This is a genomic window from Pseudomonas syringae pv. tagetis (assembly GCF_022557255.1).
GTDB classification, from domain to species: domain Bacteria; phylum Pseudomonadota; class Gammaproteobacteria; order Pseudomonadales; family Pseudomonadaceae; genus Aquipseudomonas; species Aquipseudomonas caricapapayae.
In genome coordinates this window covers 1,876,743-1,891,779 of record NZ_CP092923.1, presented here as the reverse complement: position 1 = coordinate 1,891,779, position 15,037 = coordinate 1,876,743, and the positions used below count along the sequence as shown (strand labels likewise).

At 58.3% G+C, this 15,037-nt stretch carries 24 protein-coding genes and 3 tRNA genes; 21 read left to right on the top strand and 6 right to left on the bottom strand.

Annotation, left to right across the window (positions count from 1 at the left end):
* The first annotated feature begins 70 nt into the window (after positions 1-70).
* The 14 genes from MME58_RS08605 to MME58_RS08540 all read left to right on the top strand — a co-directional run bounded on the left by MME58_RS08605 (position 71) and on the right by MME58_RS08540 (position 6,016).
* Positions 71-241, top strand: coding sequence for a hypothetical protein (locus MME58_RS08605; RefSeq protein ID WP_157769210.1), 171 nt, complete (start codon positions 71-73; stop codon positions 239-241).
* 121 nt (positions 242-362) lie between these two features.
* Positions 363-641, top strand: a complete 279-nt coding sequence (locus MME58_RS08600) for a hypothetical protein (RefSeq protein WP_055006572.1) — start codon at positions 363-365, stop codon at positions 639-641.
* Positions 638-865 carry a hypothetical protein gene (locus MME58_RS08595; protein WP_055006573.1) on the top strand — a complete coding sequence of 76 codons (228 nt, stop codon included), beginning with the start codon at positions 638-640 and terminating at the stop codon, positions 863-865. The genes MME58_RS08600 and MME58_RS08595 overlap by 4 nt, the downstream gene beginning before the upstream one ends.
* Positions 866-886: 21 nt before the next feature.
* Positions 887-1,129 (top strand): hypothetical protein, encoded by a 243-nt coding sequence (locus MME58_RS08590; RefSeq protein WP_055006574.1) that lies wholly within the window; start codon positions 887-889, stop codon positions 1,127-1,129.
* Positions 1,126-1,377: a hypothetical protein gene (locus tag MME58_RS08585; RefSeq protein ID WP_055006575.1), complete on the top strand. Its 252-nt coding sequence runs from the start codon at positions 1,126-1,128 to the stop codon at positions 1,375-1,377. The genes MME58_RS08590 and MME58_RS08585 overlap by 4 nt, the downstream gene beginning before the upstream one ends.
* Positions 1,374-1,544, top strand: coding sequence for a hypothetical protein (locus MME58_RS08580; protein WP_162838980.1), 171 nt, complete (start codon positions 1,374-1,376; stop codon positions 1,542-1,544). The genes MME58_RS08585 and MME58_RS08580 overlap by 4 nt, the downstream gene beginning before the upstream one ends.
* Positions 1,545-1,712: 168 nt before the next feature.
* Positions 1,713-2,837, top strand: coding sequence for a hypothetical protein (locus MME58_RS08575; protein ID WP_055006576.1), 1,125 nt, complete (start codon positions 1,713-1,715; stop codon positions 2,835-2,837).
* 8 nt (positions 2,838-2,845) lie between these two features.
* Positions 2,846-2,989: a hypothetical protein gene (locus tag MME58_RS08570; protein ID WP_158506072.1), complete on the top strand. Its 144-nt coding sequence runs from the start codon at positions 2,846-2,848 to the stop codon at positions 2,987-2,989.
* Between the two features lie 10 nt (positions 2,990-2,999).
* Positions 3,000-3,638, top strand: a complete 639-nt coding sequence (locus MME58_RS08565) for a DEAD/DEAH box helicase family protein (protein ID WP_055006577.1) — start codon at positions 3,000-3,002, stop codon at positions 3,636-3,638.
* Between the two features lie 11 nt (positions 3,639-3,649).
* Positions 3,650-4,306, top strand: a complete 657-nt coding sequence (locus MME58_RS08560) for a hypothetical protein (protein WP_055006578.1) — start codon at positions 3,650-3,652, stop codon at positions 4,304-4,306.
* Between the two features lie 30 nt (positions 4,307-4,336).
* Positions 4,337-5,008 (top strand): 3'-5' exonuclease, encoded by a 672-nt coding sequence (locus MME58_RS08555; RefSeq protein ID WP_055006579.1) that lies wholly within the window; start codon positions 4,337-4,339, stop codon positions 5,006-5,008.
* 46 nt (positions 5,009-5,054) lie between these two features.
* Positions 5,055-5,243, top strand: a complete 189-nt coding sequence (locus MME58_RS08550) for a hypothetical protein (protein ID WP_055006580.1) — start codon at positions 5,055-5,057, stop codon at positions 5,241-5,243.
* Between the two features lie 87 nt (positions 5,244-5,330).
* Positions 5,331-5,678: a DUF7740 domain-containing protein gene (locus MME58_RS08545; protein WP_055006581.1), complete on the top strand. Its 348-nt coding sequence runs from the start codon at positions 5,331-5,333 to the stop codon at positions 5,676-5,678.
* Positions 5,669-6,016, top strand: coding sequence for a hypothetical protein (locus MME58_RS08540; protein WP_055006582.1), 348 nt, complete (start codon positions 5,669-5,671; stop codon positions 6,014-6,016). Before MME58_RS08545 ends, MME58_RS08540 begins: the two co-directional genes overlap by 10 nt.
* Before the next feature lie 336 nt (positions 6,017-6,352).
* On the opposite strand, the gene MME58_RS08535 is transcribed toward MME58_RS08540, so the two are convergent.
* Positions 6,353-6,550 (bottom strand): hypothetical protein, encoded by a 198-nt coding sequence (locus tag MME58_RS08535; RefSeq protein WP_055006583.1) that lies wholly within the window; start codon positions 6,548-6,550, stop codon positions 6,353-6,355.
* Positions 6,551-6,645: 95 nt separating this feature from the next.
* Between MME58_RS08535 and MME58_RS08530 the strand changes: the two genes are divergently transcribed.
* Genes MME58_RS08530 through MME58_RS08515 form a run of 4 tightly spaced genes read left to right on the top strand, consistent with a single transcriptional unit; the run spans position 6,646 to position 9,763 of the window.
* On the top strand, positions 6,646-7,743 hold the full coding sequence (locus MME58_RS08530) for a DNA-methyltransferase (RefSeq protein ID WP_055007248.1): 1,098 nt from the start codon (positions 6,646-6,648) through the stop codon (positions 7,741-7,743).
* A gap of 54 nt (positions 7,744-7,797) precedes the next feature.
* Positions 7,798-8,655 (top strand): phosphoadenosine phosphosulfate reductase domain-containing protein, encoded by an 858-nt coding sequence (locus MME58_RS08525; RefSeq protein ID WP_055007246.1) that lies wholly within the window; start codon positions 7,798-7,800, stop codon positions 8,653-8,655.
* A 41-nt stretch (positions 8,656-8,696) separates the two neighbouring features.
* Positions 8,697-9,224 carry a hypothetical protein gene (locus tag MME58_RS08520; protein ID WP_055007247.1) on the top strand — a complete coding sequence of 176 codons (528 nt, stop codon included), beginning with the start codon at positions 8,697-8,699 and terminating at the stop codon, positions 9,222-9,224.
* Positions 9,221-9,763: a hypothetical protein gene (locus tag MME58_RS08515; protein ID WP_025168061.1), complete on the top strand. Its 543-nt coding sequence runs from the start codon at positions 9,221-9,223 to the stop codon at positions 9,761-9,763. Before MME58_RS08520 ends, MME58_RS08515 begins: the two co-directional genes overlap by 4 nt.
* Before the next feature lie 276 nt (positions 9,764-10,039).
* On the opposite strand, the gene MME58_RS08510 is transcribed toward MME58_RS08515, so the two are convergent.
* Positions 10,040-10,252: a hypothetical protein gene (locus MME58_RS08510; RefSeq protein WP_024421391.1), complete on the bottom strand. Its 213-nt coding sequence runs from the start codon at positions 10,250-10,252 to the stop codon at positions 10,040-10,042.
* Between the two features lie 51 nt (positions 10,253-10,303).
* On the opposite strand from MME58_RS08510, the gene MME58_RS08505 reads away from it, so the two are divergent.
* Both MME58_RS08505 and MME58_RS08500 read left to right on the top strand, forming a co-directional pair.
* Positions 10,304-10,675: a helix-turn-helix domain-containing protein gene (locus MME58_RS08505; RefSeq protein WP_241409121.1), complete on the top strand. Its 372-nt coding sequence runs from the start codon at positions 10,304-10,306 to the stop codon at positions 10,673-10,675.
* 59 nt (positions 10,676-10,734) lie between these two features.
* A complete protein-coding gene (locus MME58_RS08500) occupies positions 10,735-11,658 on the top strand; it encodes a tyrosine-type recombinase/integrase (protein ID WP_233590981.1) in 924 nt (307 codons plus the stop codon).
* A 9-nt stretch (positions 11,659-11,667) separates the two neighbouring features.
* Here the strand turns inward: MME58_RS08500 and MME58_RS08495 are convergent.
* The 3 genes from MME58_RS08495 to MME58_RS08485 form a co-directional block, all read right to left on the bottom strand.
* Positions 11,668-11,752, bottom strand: a tRNA-Leu gene (locus MME58_RS08495).
* A 56-nt stretch (positions 11,753-11,808) separates the two neighbouring features.
* A tRNA-His gene (locus MME58_RS08490) sits at positions 11,809-11,884 on the bottom strand.
* Between the two features lie 51 nt (positions 11,885-11,935).
* Positions 11,936-12,012 (bottom strand) — tRNA-Arg (locus tag MME58_RS08485).
* A gap of 292 nt (positions 12,013-12,304) precedes the next feature.
* Here MME58_RS08485 and folD point away from each other — a divergent pair.
* Entirely contained in the window at positions 12,305-13,159 is an 855-nt protein-coding gene (folD, locus tag MME58_RS08480) for a bifunctional methylenetetrahydrofolate dehydrogenase/methenyltetrahydrofolate cyclohydrolase FolD (RefSeq protein ID WP_054987158.1), read from the top strand.
* 60 nt (positions 13,160-13,219) lie between these two features.
* Here folD and MME58_RS08475 read toward each other — a convergent pair whose 3' ends face one another.
* The gene (locus MME58_RS08475) at positions 13,220-14,992 is read right to left on the bottom strand and encodes an ABC transporter substrate-binding protein (protein ID WP_055007072.1); all 1,773 of its coding nucleotides are present in this window, start codon (positions 14,990-14,992) and stop codon (positions 13,220-13,222) included.
* Between the last annotated feature and the right edge of the window lie 45 nt (positions 14,993-15,037).

The window sequence follows — 15,037 nt, the reverse complement described above, 5'->3', positions numbered from 1 at the left end:
AAGATGCACCTATAAAGCCCGACAAGTTCGGGCTTTTCTACGCCACACGCAATCAAAGGAGCATGAAGAAATGGCCAAAACAAACGAACAGCTTTGCACCATTGAGCACTGTGTAAGCATGGCTAAAACCTCGAAGCATTACGCGGTTCGCGCCAAACGCAACGGAACTCCGCGAGTCGCCGAAACCTACACGCAAGAGCGCAAGCACTGGATGAACGAAGCGCGGCGCTTTTCAGCTTAAACAAACCTTCCCACACCCGAACCTCTCCGACTGAACCCTCTCCAGTGCCTGTATGGCCTCTATCCGTTCTTGAGTGTTCAGTCGAAGGGGTTCACCAACACCATGCGCCTCGGAGGCGAACATGCATAACTGCACTGATACACAAGCTGTGTGCCGCGGTTGCGGCCTCAAGCTGCGCGGCTCGCCTTCATGGAAAGGCGGCTTGGCTTATCACCCTGATCCGGGCGGAATTGTGCGCACCTGCCACTACGGCGGCTGGGTCTGCTCACGGCGCTGCGACATCAACGCCTGCGTCGAACTGGAAGGAACGATGCCAGGATGCGGCGGCGTGAATGGCTACGAGCGCTTGTCACCCTATGCGAAAGAAAGCATTCAGCGCCACTGGCCGGAGGCGGCATGAGCAACGAAGACTTATTCGCCTTCCCTACTCCAGCCAGCGAGTACGGAGGCCACGGCACGGCCTTCGGCATGACCCTGCGCGACTACTTTGCGGCTAAGGCGCTGCAGGGGCTTATATCAACCGCTGGCGCTCCTTGCCTGCTTGGCTTGGGTGGCTGTGAGAACGAAGTCGCGGGCACAGCTTACAGACTGGCCGACGCCATGCTTGCCGCCCGAACCGCATAACCCAGCCCCTTGGAGGCAATCATGCTCAATGAACAAGCTGCTGCGTTCTTTGCGGATCGCATCAAAAAGGTGGCCTCCTTGGCCCCGTCCGATCTGGTGGCCGCCGAAGCTGAGCTTGGCGTTGCCTCTGGCCTGCTGTCCTACGCATTGTTTTCTGGCGACATCAGCTTCAACGAGCATGCATTGCTCAGCCGGCACATCAAGCAGGCGCGCAATGACCGAGTGATGCGTCTCTGTGACCCGGGTCTGAGGGTCTGCGCATGAGCGATCTTGAGCGGTATCAAGACAGCTACCAGGGCATGCGCTCGGTTCGTGAGATTGCGGGCGGCTACGACGCCTACGGAAACCTGATCGAGCTGAAGGCCGATTTCTTCCACAACTACGACGAGAAGGTCGACTACTCGGCAAAAATTCAAGCCGAGAAGGCTTACAAAAAGAACCTTGCCCGGCGCATCAATATAGCCATGGGCCAAATGGAAATGATCTGCCCGCCAAAAGGAGCAAGCGCATGACAACGCCGATAGTGAAGTCCGTGATCGACGAGCAGCTGGAAGAAATCGCCCGCAGCTGGAGCATTGTCAGCGCCGGGCTTCCACGTGAGATTCCCGTTTCAGCCCTTCCGCCGAAGCTGGTGGAGGCCGTCAAGACCGGTCGCATCGCCGTAAGGCCTCGGCAGTGACCACGGGCCAGCGCCGTCGGCGCATGATCTTCTGGCGCGGCAGCTTTCCAGTACTTGCAGCCTTCACGTTTCTGATGCTCGCCATGTCATTGGCCGACCACATTACGCAGTAACCCCTTCCATCTTCAATCGCAGCGCCCCGGCAACGGCATGGCGCAAGGAGCAACCGTGTCTGAAGCACAGCAAGTCATAACGATTGATGACATCAGCGCCGACAATGCGCCGGCCATCTACGTCACTGGCGGTCTGAACCAGTTCCTCCAGGCTGTAACCGCCGAGGTCACCGCCGAAGTGCCGGACCTGACCACCCGCAAAGGTCGTGACCGCATCGCTTCGCTGGCGGCCAAGGTCAGCAAGTCGAAAACCGCCGTCGAGAAGCCGGGCCGCGATTACCTGAAGCGCCTGAAGGAAATGCCCAAGGTCGTCGAAACAGAACTGCGTGAGTTCGTCACCAAGATGGACGCACTGCGTGACGCTACCCGCAAGCCGCTGACTGACTGGGAGGAAGCGAACGACAGGCGGATTGACGCCCACAACGACGGCATCCAGCGCATCAAGGACATGGCGGTGTTTGCCGAGATGCCGACCGCTGCGCACGTCGCCCAGATCATTGCCGATCTGGAGCTGGTGGAAATCAACGACAGCTGGGAAGAGTTTCTGCCGGAGGCGGCCCAAGCCAAAGACCGCTCACTGGCGACACTGCGCACGCTTCTGGCAGACCGCACCAAGCACGAAGCCGAGCTGGCGGAAATCGCCAAGTTCAAAGCCGAGAAGGCTGAGCGCGAGCAGAAAGATCGTGACGCCGAGATCGCGCGCCAAGCTGTAGAGCGGGCGCAGCGTGAGCTCGACCAGAAAGCCCAAGCCGAACGCGAAGCAGCAGCCAAGCGAGAGCAGGAGCTCATCGACCAGGCCGCACAGGCAAGGCGTGACGCTGAACAGAAGCAGCGTGATGCCGACGCAGCAGCAGAGAATCAAGCGCTTCAGTTGAAGCTGGCCGCCGAACGTGAAGAACGCCAGAAGCTTCAGGCCGAGCAGGACCGAATTGCAGCCGAACAACGTCAGGCAGCAGCGGTTGAGCGTGCCCGGCTTGATGAAATTTCCCGCCAAGAGCAGGAAGCCGCCGAAGCGCGCCGAATTGCTGAGGCCCGAGAGGCAGATAAGGCTCACATCAAATCTGTTTGCCTGGCCGCACAGCAAGCCATGGTCAGTCTTGGAGTTGATGAGGCCTGCGCCAAGGCCGTCATCATCCTGATTCATCAAAAGAAGATACCGGCCATCACCATCAACTACTGAGAGCAGTTATGAGCAAGCCACGTATGGCCGCCCGCAGTGACTGGATGACGGTCGGAAGTTTTTCGCCTGAACGCTTCACTGGCGAAGAGCGCAAGGAATACGAAGCAGAGCAAGACCGCATTGAGCGGGAATGGGACAACCAACCGAACTGAGGTGGACGCCATGGCAACAGTCGTTTTAATACTCGGCAAGTCCGGCAGCGGCAAGTCCACGTCGCTGCGCAATTTCAAACCCTCCGACGTCGCCTTGGTGCAGGTCATTGGCAAGCGCCTCCCCTTCAAGGGTGCCGGAGAGTGGAAGCCCTTCGTCACCGATGACCATGCCAGGATCATAGCCGCCAGCAGGAAGGCTTCAGCAAGCGGTCGCAAGGTGATCGTGATCGATGACTACCAGTACGTGCTCGCCAACGAGTTCATGCGTCGGAGCCAGGAGAAAGGCTACGACAAGTTCAACGACATCGGCCGCCACACGTGGGACGTATTCGACGCCCTGCTCAAGCTGCCTGACGACGTCCGGGTCTACATCCTCAGCCACACCGAGGAAAGCGAGACCGGCCAGATTAAGATGAAGACCGTTGGAAAGATGCTCGACGACAAGATCACCCTGGAAGGCTTGGTGACCATCTGTCTTCGAGCCATCGTGCAGGACGGCCACCACTACTTTTCCACTCGCAATAACGGTTCAGACACCACCAAGGCGCCAATGGGCATGTTCGAGGAGGACATGATCGACAACGATCTGGCCGCCGTCGATGCAGCCATCTGCGCCTACTACCAATTCGAATCACCTAAAGCCGCATAAGGAAACCATAAATGTTCAACCTTGACGCAAATGCCGCCCGGTCCGCTGATAACAAATCAGCATTCATCGACGAGGCTGGTAAATACCTCGGCTCGTTCACCCGCGCTGAGTACATGGAGAAGCAGGATACCGGTTCCACTGGCATCGGCTTTACGTACAAGACCCGAGACGGCGCTGAAGCGCAGTTCTACCTCAACCTGTCGTATCAGCACGGCACCAAGAATGACGGCGGCCACGCGACTCTGAACGCCATCATGGCCTGCATGCAGGTGCGCACTGTGGCTGCACCTCGGCCAATGGAAATCGAGAAGTGGGACAAGGACGCTGGCCAGCGCTTAAAGGTCTCCGTCCCGAGCTTCCCCGAACTGGTCGGAAAGCCGATCGGCCTTTTGCTTCAGATGGAAATCGAGAAGAACAGCATCACTGGCATGGAGCGGCCGACCATCTTCGCCCCGTTCAGCGCTGAATCTGAAAAGACGGCTTCGGAAATCCTGGATTCCCGCAACCCAGCACCCGCCAAGCTGGAAAAGATGGTTCAGCAAGTGATGAAGAAACCGGTAGTTGATCGCCGCCCCAAAGGTCAGACATCCAGCAGCGGCGGCGATCACACCAGCGGCAATTATGATTCAGCGCCGCCAAGCGACTGGGACGATATTCCCTTCGATTGATAATTTCCTCATTACCAGCAGAGCACGCACATGACCGCATACATCTTCGACTCTGAAACAACAGGCCTCATTGAACCCCAATTGGTGGAGGCTGCCTGGCTGAAAATTGGCAATGTTGCCGGCCTGCCAATCAATGACCAATTCCTCGCCCGCTTCAAGCCATCCAAACCAATTGAGTTGGGAGCCCTGGCCACCAGCCACATCCTCGACGAGGAATTGGCCGATTGCCCGCCGCACACTGACTTCAGTATGCCCGCCGACACCACCTACATCATCGGCCACAACGTCGATTACGACTGGCGCGTTATTGGCCAGCCTGACATCAAACGAATCTGCACTCAGGCGCTGAGCCGTAAGCTTTGGCCGGCAGCGGACTCGCACAGCCAGTCAGCAATGATTTACCTCCACTACCGCAGCGAAGCGCCCGCCCTGCTCCGCAATGCTCACGCGGCGCTGGACGACGTAAAGAACTGCCATCGACTGCTGGTCAAGATCATTGAAGCTCTGGGCGAGCGATTGGGATGCCCGGTCGCAAGCTGGGATGAGTTGTGGTTGCTTTCAGAGGATGCACGCATTCCTGACTTCATCACCTTCGGCAAGCATAAAGGTATGGCATTCGCGGATCTGCCCAGCGATTACAAGCGCTGGCTTTCTGGTCAGGCAGAGCTCGACCCGTATGTGCGCGCCGCACTGAACCGATAACCGATAGAGCCCCGCGCATCGGGGCTCACAACCCCGGAGCATGACCATGACCACCACGCTGATTGTTCACCAGAACCGCCAATCCCACCTGCGCCATATGCGCGAAAGCATCGAGCGCCTTCACGAAGCATCGCCCGGCTGGAGTGCGGCCGACCGCGAGCGCGGCCTGAAGACCATCGCCAACCTTGAGCGCCAAGTCGAAAGCGTCAAGCTTGATCTGTTCCGGGTCGCCTGAGGTTGAGGCGATTACATTCAAAAGTCCGCGCCCGGCGCAGGGCCGAACAACTCCACCTACCGCCGAGCGGGATCAAGGAGATTACCCATGCAAAAGATTGCTTCAGGGGTGGTGACACTCCCCGGCTGGATGAAATCGGTCAGGAAGCTCTACAACACACGCAGCGGCGGCCAGTACCGGCCGGATGATGTGGCGCTGGCCTTCGCCGTAAGCCTTCGCTTGTACGACAGCGCCGATCATCTCCGGGCGCTGGCACGCCGGCTGGTCGACAAGGTCTGTCTGGAGCATCAGCCGAACATGAAGCGGCTGAGCCGGGAGCCGGACGACGCCAAGGTATTCGACGCCGCTTTGAAGATCATCAACCGGGTATGCCACTTGCTGGACGTCGGCGCCGAGACTGAGTTCGTGCGCAACGGTGAAATAACATGGCACTGACCCAAGAACAGAGGAACGACAGACTCAAGGAAAAACGGGCGAAGGCTGCGGAAAAGGAGCTGCGTCACCGAGTTCGTCCAGGCATCGAGCAGGCGATACAGCGCATCAGAGATCGTGCGAGCAAGATCGCAGTCAGTGAGCTGCTGCAGATCGCAGTAATGAAGATGGATCTGATGAGTGATGCCGATCTGAACGCATTTCTCACTTATCCGCGCCACGAAATATTAGTCAGTGAATCCGTGGCGCGAGAGATTTACGACCACGGTATCAGAAGCATCATGAGCAACCCTGATCGTGATGAAGCTGACGAGATCGAAGCACCCGCAGAAGTTTCGTAACTCCCCATCCTCAACCTATTTGCCACCACCGGACACGGAGAGCGGCGCATGCCTGGAGCGATCTATGAGCGATTCATTTGAAGTTCAGCGTGTAACGACCGCGAGAAAGCATCAGCGCTGCGATAGTTGTTGCCGCACCATCGCTCCTAAGGAGCGGTATGTCGGGTTTGCTGGCAAGTGGGATGGTGATTTCTATGCGGCCAAGCTTTGCCTCGGGTGTGAATCACTCCGAAAGTTGGTATGGGGATTTGACGCAAAGCACGGCGATTCGCTTGAGGATGACGGACTCGCGTTCAATCAGATATTCGAGGTGGCCGCAGAGTTTGGCCTGATCTGCTATGTGTCGTCTGCGCCAGCGGCGGCCGCCTCAATAGCGAGAACCGCCTGAGCCGCCAGATATTTTCGCTCTGGCGACTGCAACAGTCGTTCTGCCACGGCGCCGTTCACTTGTTTCAGATCGACGCCGCGCTCTCTCATCACAATAACCAAGTATTTCAGGGCCAGTTCAAGCGCCTCTACACGATCTTCGTTCATGACGATTACTCAATGTGAGCGCAGAAGCGTAGCTCAAATCACTTAACTCACCTATTGCGCTGAACGCCTCGGCAGGCGCATGCCTGGAATTCGATATGAGCCAGCTCCACCAGATACTGGTAGGCGACTGCATCGACATGATGCGCACGCTGCCAGATGAAAGCGTGCATACGTGCGTGACCAGCCCGCCCTACTACGGTCTGCGTGACTATGGCGTAGAAGGCCGGATCGGCCTCGAGGAAACACCTGCCGAGTTCATCGCACGCCTGGTCGACGTGTTCCGCGAAGTTCGCCGGGTGCTCCGCGCTGAAGGCACGATTTGGGTGAACATGGGCGATAGCTACGCATCAGTCGCCGGCGGCTACGCTGAAGGCGGTTCTGCCGGCAAACACGACGTGGTGTCGGTAGCAACTCGCGGCGCCGTGCGTAGAGGTCATCGGCGCACTCCGCCGGACGGATTTAAGGCAAAGGACCTGATGGGCATGCCTTGGCGCCTGGCATTCGCCCTGCAGGACGACGGCTGGTATCTACGGCAGGACATCATCTGGAACAAACCGAACCCGATGCCTGAGAGCGTGCGGGACCGGTGCACCAAGTCGCATGAATACATCTTCCTGCTGAGCAAATCGAAGAAATACTACTTCGACCAAGCCGCCATCCTTGAGCCGTGCTCACCAAACACTCACGCCCGGCTATCGCAGGATGTTCAGGCGCAGATAGGCAGCGAGCGCGCCAACGGCGGAGCCAAGAGCAACGGCAACATGAAGGCCACCGTGCGCAAGTCGAACGGTGTCGGCTGGGGACACGGTACAGACTCCGACCAGCGCCAGCGCGGTAGGGTCAAAGACAACGAGTCAATGAACTCAGCCTTGGCGATCATGCCGACAGAGCGGAACAAACGCAGCGTTTGGACTGTGGCGACACACAGCTTCAAGGGCGCCCACTTCGCCACCTTCCCGCCCGACCTGATCAGGCCCTGCATCTTGGCCGGTGCGCCGCGCGGTGGTGTGGTGCTGGACCCATTCGGCGGTGCCGGTACTACGTCGCTGGTTTCAATGCAGGAAGGTCGGCGGTCGATCATCTGCGAGCTGAACCCCGAGTATGCCGCACTGGCACGCGCCCGGATCGACGCCGCATGGCTGGATGGCGCTGCACAGATGGACGTATTTCGCGACTCGGTACCGGCCGCTTAAACCGGAACCCCCTTCTCACTTCAACAACTCACGCCACCCCGGCGAGGAATCCCCATGTCCCCCTACAAAATGTCCGGGACGACGGTTGTCAGCTTTTCCGGTGGCCGGACCAGTGCCTACATGCTGCGCCAGGTGCTGGACGCCAACGATGATCTGGACGATCTGATCGTCACGTTCGCCAACACCGGCAAGGAAAACCCCGCCACCCTCGACTTTGTGAACCAATGCGCGCGGCGCTGGCAGGTGCCCATTGTCTGGCTGGAGTACCGCGATGATGATCGAGGCTTCGCCATCGTCACCTACGAAACCGCCAGCCGCGACGGCGAGCCGTTCGAAGCGCTGATCCGCAAGCGAAGCTATCTACCCAACCCGGTCACACGGTTCTGCACCATTGACCTCAAAATCAGGGTGATCCACAAATATCTGCGGATGGTTGGATGCTCCACAGAGGAAACCCCGGTCGACATGATGACCGGCATCCGAGCTGATGAACCGCGGCGGGTAGCCAAGATACGGCATCGCAAGACCACATCAGAGAGCAAGCACGCAACGATGGTGATGCCGCTGGCAGATGCCGGAGTCGGCGTGCAGCAGATCGGAGAATTCTGGAAGGCGCAGCCGTTTGATCTGGAGCTACCAACGATCAATGGCCGCACTCTGGAAGGCAACTGCGACCTGTGCTTTCTCAAGGGTGCAAAGCAGGTCTACTCGATCATCGCCAGCGACCGGAGCAAGGCCGACTGGTGGGCTCGGATGGAACGCACCGCCACCCAGAGCAGCACCGCCACAACTGACGGCGCGCTGTTCCGTTTCGACCGACCGAGCTACCAGCAGATGCTCGACTACTCGGACACCCAGTTCGATATGTTCGCCGACCACGACGAAGCCATAGCCTGCTTCTGCGGCGACTGAATCCTACTTCAACACTCACGCCAGCCCGGCGAGGTACCACCATGCTCAATCTCTTTTGGCGAATGTTCGCCAAGCTACTCGCGCGCCCGGCAATCGCTGGCTGGCTCATCACCCGCGCCAAGCGCACCCCATACCTACACATACAGTCAGCTGATGGCCAAGAGGTATACATGGGCCGCTGGTGGCTGTTCAACGCCTACGACCGGGAAACCCACCTCGGGCGCATCCGCTGGTGCCCTTGGTCGATCCGCGTACACCACATCATGCGGCCCGACGCCGACCGGGACTTGCATGACCATCCGTGGGATGCGCGCACGGTCATCCTGCGCGGCTTCTACAAGGAGCAGCGCCGTCACTTCTGGTTGGCTGGCGGGCATAGCGATCTCGAATACTGGCGGCGACCTGGCTCAACGGCCCAGCTCAAGCACGGCGAATACCACCGCATCGACGAAGTGTCGCCCGGCGGCGTGTACACGCTCTTCATCACCAGCCGCTGGAAAGGCGACTGGGGCTTTCTGGTCAACGGCGTGAAGGTCGCTTGGCGTGAATACACAGGGGAAAGATCATGAGCAGGCAATACAAGATGGTTCCGGCCGAGCCGACCGAGGAAATGATTGCGGCAGTAGAAGGCGACTCCTACACATTTGCAACTGGTGATGAAGAATGGATTGGCTGCCTCAGCTCCGACATGGCCGAAGAAATATATTCGAACATGCTCGCCGCAGCACCTCAACCGCCAGTCGAGCCAGTCGTATGGGGGGCTCCTAAAACAGTAGGCCAGCTGATACGACAGTTGCAAACTCTTGATCCTGCACTTGAGACCGTAGCGCTGTACCGCCTACCTGATGACATTCCGGGCGTAGGCGGAAAGGTAAAACAAGGCCATATCAGCACTTCCTATGAGCGAATGGAAGGGATCTGGCTCGGCCCTTACAAGGGCGATGGTCGGAAGGTTCTCGCGTTTTGGACCAAGCTCGACCCCCGGCCTGTTCCGGATGGGGAGTTTCTGATGCAGACGCCACCGCCCGACCGGGAACTCGTCACGAGAAGGTGCGAATGCCCTGTTTGCTGCCCTGACCACCCGGCGCACGCCAACCGCCCCAGATAACCCTGCCTCCCCCTCTCAATCAATTCAATGTCAGCCGCGTGTGCGGCAAGGACGAAGTCATGCCCGAAAGAATTCCTTGCTCGGAGTACGACGCAACGAACGATCGCTGCAAAAGCGGCTTCCCTGTGCTGCATTCGATATGTCGAGGCATGCCGAGCGGATGCCATGCCTGCGGCGTGCCTGGGACAATGCCGATGTGTTTGCGCGAAGACCTCCCGCCTCACTTGATGCGTGCTGACGGAATGCCGCTCGGCTGGCCCAACGATAGCCTCAACCCTACCGCACCATGAAAATCAGCTCTCCCCTGTCAGTCATCGCCATGCCGTACTTGAGCCGGCCCAGGTACTGCTCGTGCATTGAGTAGACCCGGTCATCGATGATTCTGAAAATCATCGTCGTGCCCGACCATATATTGCCATCCACCGCCCGCCTGCCGAGCCTGGCATTGCGCGGGCCGTAAACCTCATCCGCCGTTGTGGTGCATTCCATGACCTCTCCTTGGTGCCGCCCCAGCTCCTGCTGGCTGCGTGGACCATAGCAGTGAACTACAAAACCCGCCTGATAAACCCTTCCGCCGCCCAGCGCGGCCCGGAGCAGTACATGCGCCTGATCTCAATCTCACAGGCGGCCGAGATGCTGAGCATCGGCCGCACGACTGCTTATGCGCTGGCGAAGACCGGCAAGCTTCCATGCGTGCGTGGCCTCGGCCCTTTGCGCGTCCACTATGAAAAGCTGGTCCAGATGATCGAGGCCAGCATCCCTGATACCCTCCCCGACGCGGGCGGCGTATCTCAGGAGAAGGTATGCCATATAAAAGAGGAAAAACGTGGTGGATCAGTTTCACCGCAGCAGATGGCACGTACGTTAGACGCTCTGCTGGCACCGAGGACTACGCAGCAGCCAAGGCCATAGAGCAGGAACACCGCGGCGCAGCGTGGCGCCAGAAAGAGCTGGGCGTTGATCCGCCGAGGATGTTCGAAGAGGTGATGATCGAATACCTGGACCACGCCCGACAGACGCAGCGCAGCTTCGCAACCACGCAGTACCGGGTGAAAGCGTTACTGGATCACTTCGGCGGGTGTGTCATGAATGATTTGGCGGGAAAGGATATCCGCGAATACTCATCGCTGAGGATGAAGACGGGCAAGTCGGCGGCAACCGTCAATCGCGAACTGGCGGCCCTGTCGGCAGCGATCAACTGGTGTGCGGTCGAACTCGAATGGAAGCTGCCAAACCCGGTAAAGGGTCGGACATTGCGCGAGGCCGAAAGTCGGGTGCGCTGGCTGACACGCGCCGAGGTTGAGTCGCTGTGCCGGGAAGCGCGGCGTCAACGTGGCGGGGATATGCTGGAAGCATTTATCCGGCTGGCCGTGAACACCGGCTGCCGGAAAAACGAGTTGGTGGGTCTGGAGTGGCGTCGGGTGGATATGGCCAACCGACTGATCTATCTGGAAGGTGCCAACACCAAGGCAGGCAAGCGCCGGAGTATTCCACTGAATGAAGGGGCAATGGCTGCGCTCAAAGGCCGGATGGCATTCCGGGCCGAGCACAACCCTGCATCACCCTGGGTGTTCATTCGCAAGAATGGAGACAAGGTGCTGGATTTGTCAGAGGGATTCAATGGGGCTTGTGAGCGAGCAGGCATCAAGGACTTCGTGATTCACGATCTGAGACACACGTGCGCGGCTTGGCTTGCGACGGCTGGAGTGCCGTTGATGGAGATCAGGGATTTGCTGGGTCATTCAACGACGCAAATGACGGAGAAGTACGCGCATTTGTCACCGGCAAGGGTGAGGGATGCGGTCGGCATACTGGATATGCCCTTGTCACAATCTCGCTACACTGAAACTCCAGCGGGTCAAGGAGAACCCTGTCTGAAGCTCGTAAAGCATTGATTTATAAGGTGGTGCGGACGGAGAGACTCGAACTCTCACACCTTGCGGCGCTGGAACCTAAATCCAGTGTGTCTACCAATTCCACCACATCCGCATTTCAGACTTTTAAAGCAAAGGCGCCAGACTATGAATCTGGCGCCCTTCTTAATATGGGGTGGACGATGGGGTTCGAACCCACGACCGCAGGAGTCACAATCCTGTGCTCTACCAACTGAGCTACGCCCACCATATTGCGCGTGACGGTACAACTTGCTTGCTGTGCCAAAGCTGCCTTGAATGGCGCACCCGGCAGGACTCGAACCTGCGACCATCCGCTTAGAAGGCGGATGCTCTATCCAGCTGAGCTACGGGCACTTATATAATTTGTATTCTTGCGATAACAAACTAAAAGGCTTTCAATCACACCGGCTGATTTGCAACTCTGCCTGACATAATCAACCAGTGCTAGCTTAACCAGTGCTGGGCGCTGCCCGGCAAGTGCGACGAATCTTATAGACGGCCCCTGGGGTCGTCAACCTTTTTTTGAAAAAAATTCAGCTAGATAAAGGAGTTAGCTGAATATCCAACGCATGCGCCTTTGCCCTCGCGCCATGTCATGCGAGAATGCGCGCTCATTTTATTTCCTCTCGATGGTTAATCACGCGTCATGACTGCAAAACTAATCGACGGCAAGGCGATCGCCGCCAGCCTGCGCCAGCAGATCGCCAAACGTGTCGCCGAACGTAGCCAGCAAGGTTTGCGCACGCCGGGCCTCGCGGTGATTCTGGTAGGCAGCGACCCCGCTTCTCAGGTCTATGTCTCCCACAAGCGCAAGGACTGCGAGGAAGTCGGCTTTATCTCCCGTGCCTATGACTTGCCCGCCGATACCACTCAGGTTGCGTTGACCGATTTGATCGACCGCCTCAACGAAGACGCCGCTGTCGACGGCATTCTGTTGCAATTGCCTCTGCCTGCGCACCTGGACGCATCACTGCTGCTGGAACGCATTCGTCCGGACAAGGACGTGGACGGTTTCCACCCTTATAACGTCGGCCGTCTGGCGCAGCGCATTCCGCTCCTGCGGCCATGTACGCCCAAAGGGATCATTGCCCTGCTGGAAAGCACCGGCGTCGACTTGTACGGTCTGGATGCCGTGGTGGTTGGCGCGTCGAACATCGTCGGCCGCCCTATGGCGATGGAATTGTTGCTGGCGGGTTGCACGGTGACCGTGACCCACCGCTTCACCAAGGATCTGGCAGGTCATGTGAGCCGTGCCGATCTGGTAGTGGTTGCCGCCGGCAAGCCGGGCCTTGTCAAAGGCGAATGGATCAAGCAGGGCGCGATCGTCATCGATGTCGGCATCAATCGCCAGGAAGACGGCAAGCTGGTAGGCGACGTGGTTTACGACACCGCCCTGCCCCGCGCCGGCTGGATCACTCCGGTTCCCGGCGGCGTCGGCCCCATGACCCGCGCATGCCTGCTGGAAAACACGCTGTACGCAGCGGAAACACTGCACGACTGATCAGCATGCAAACAAAAAAACGGCACCTCATGGGTGCCGTTTTTTTATGCCTGCAAACGCTTACTTTTTAGCCGCTTCCCAGCTCTTCAGCAGGTCAGAGTAGGCGATGGTTTCCCCCTTCGGCTTCTCGTTGGCCAGCTTGCGTTGTGGCGCAAGGAACTTGCCACCGCTCTCTTCGGCCTTCTTGTACCAGGCTTCTGCAGTGGTTTCCGGATTCATCTTCGGCGCACACTTGCTACCTTCCTGAACCTTGGAACGCTCGATGCGCGTCATGATTGCATCCTGATCCTTGGCCAGACCGTCCAGCGCCTGCTGTGCAGTCTTCTCGCCAGTGACCGCTTCGGCAACATGGCTCCACCACAACTGCGCAAGCTTCGGATAATCAGGCACGTTGGTCCCGGTAGGCGACCATTGCACCCGCGCCGGGCTGCGGTAGAACTCCACCAGACCACCCAGTTTCGGTGCCAGCTCAGTCATTTCCCTGGAGTTGATATCCGACTCGCGGATCGGCGTCAGGCCAACAATGGTTTTCTTCAGAGAGACACTTTTCGACGTGACGAACTGCGCATACAGCCACGCCGCCAGACGTTTTTTCTCGTCGGAAGATTTCAGGAAAGTCCATGAACCCACATCCTGATAACCGAGTTTCATGCCTTCTTTCCAGTACGGCCCTTTCGGCGACGGGGCCATACGCCATTTCGGCGTGCCATCGGCGTTCATGACCGGCAGACCGGGTTTGGTCATGTCAGCGGTAAAGGCGGTGTACCAGAATATCTGTTGCGCGACGTTACCCTGCGAAGGCACGGGGCCGGACTCCGAGAACGTCATGCCTGCCGCTTCCGGCGGTGCATAGGCCTTCAGCCAGTCGATGTATTTCTGGGTCGCGAACACCGCCGCCGGACCGTTGGTGTCGCCGCCACGGGTAATGCTGGAACCGACCGGATGGCAATCTTCTACACGGATGCCCCACTCGTCCACAGGCAAACCATTCGGCAAGCCCTTGTCACCGCTGCCCGCCATGGAGAACCAGGCATCGGTGAAACGCCAGCCCAGTGACGGGTCCTTTTTGCCGTAATCCATGTGGCCAAAGACTTTCTTGCCGTCGATTTCCTTGACGTCCTCACTGAAGAATTTGGCAATGTCTTCGTAGGCCGACCAGTTGACCGGGACGCCCAGTTCATAGCCGTACTTGTCCTTGAATTTCTTTTTCAGGTCAGGACGCTCGAACCAGTCGGCACGAAACCAGTAGAGGTTGGCGAACTGCTGATCGGGCAGCTGATAAAGCTTGCCGTCTGGAGCCGTGGTAAACGAAGTACCGATAAAGTCTTTCAGGTCCAGCGTCGGCGATGTGACCTTACTGCCTTCCGGACTGGCCATCAGATCCGTCAGAGAAAGCGCCTTGCCATAGCGAAAGTGCGTGCCGATCAGGTCCGAATCGTTAACCCAGCCGTCGTAGATGCTCTTGTCAGACTGCATGGCGGTCTGCAGCTTTTCGATGACGTCACCTTCCTGCAGCAAATCGTGGGTGACTTTGATACCGGTGATTTCAGTGAACGCCCTGGCCAGGGTTTTCGATTCGTACTCGTGGGTGGTCAGGGTTTCCGACACCACCTTGATGTCCATGCCACGGAACGGCTCGGCGGCCTTGATGAACCACTCCAGTTCTTTCAACTGCTCGGCATCGGAAAGCGTACTCGGCTTGAATTCGCTTGCCGCCCATTTCTTCGCCGCATCCTCGTACTGATCTGCCCATGCCGACACACTCAACCCACTGAGCATGATCATGGTTGCCAGCGTCACGCTATGTTGCAGCTTGTTTTTCTTATTGAACATAGTCATCTCCACGATTGCCTTTATGTAGTCCTGCTCTTCGAATAC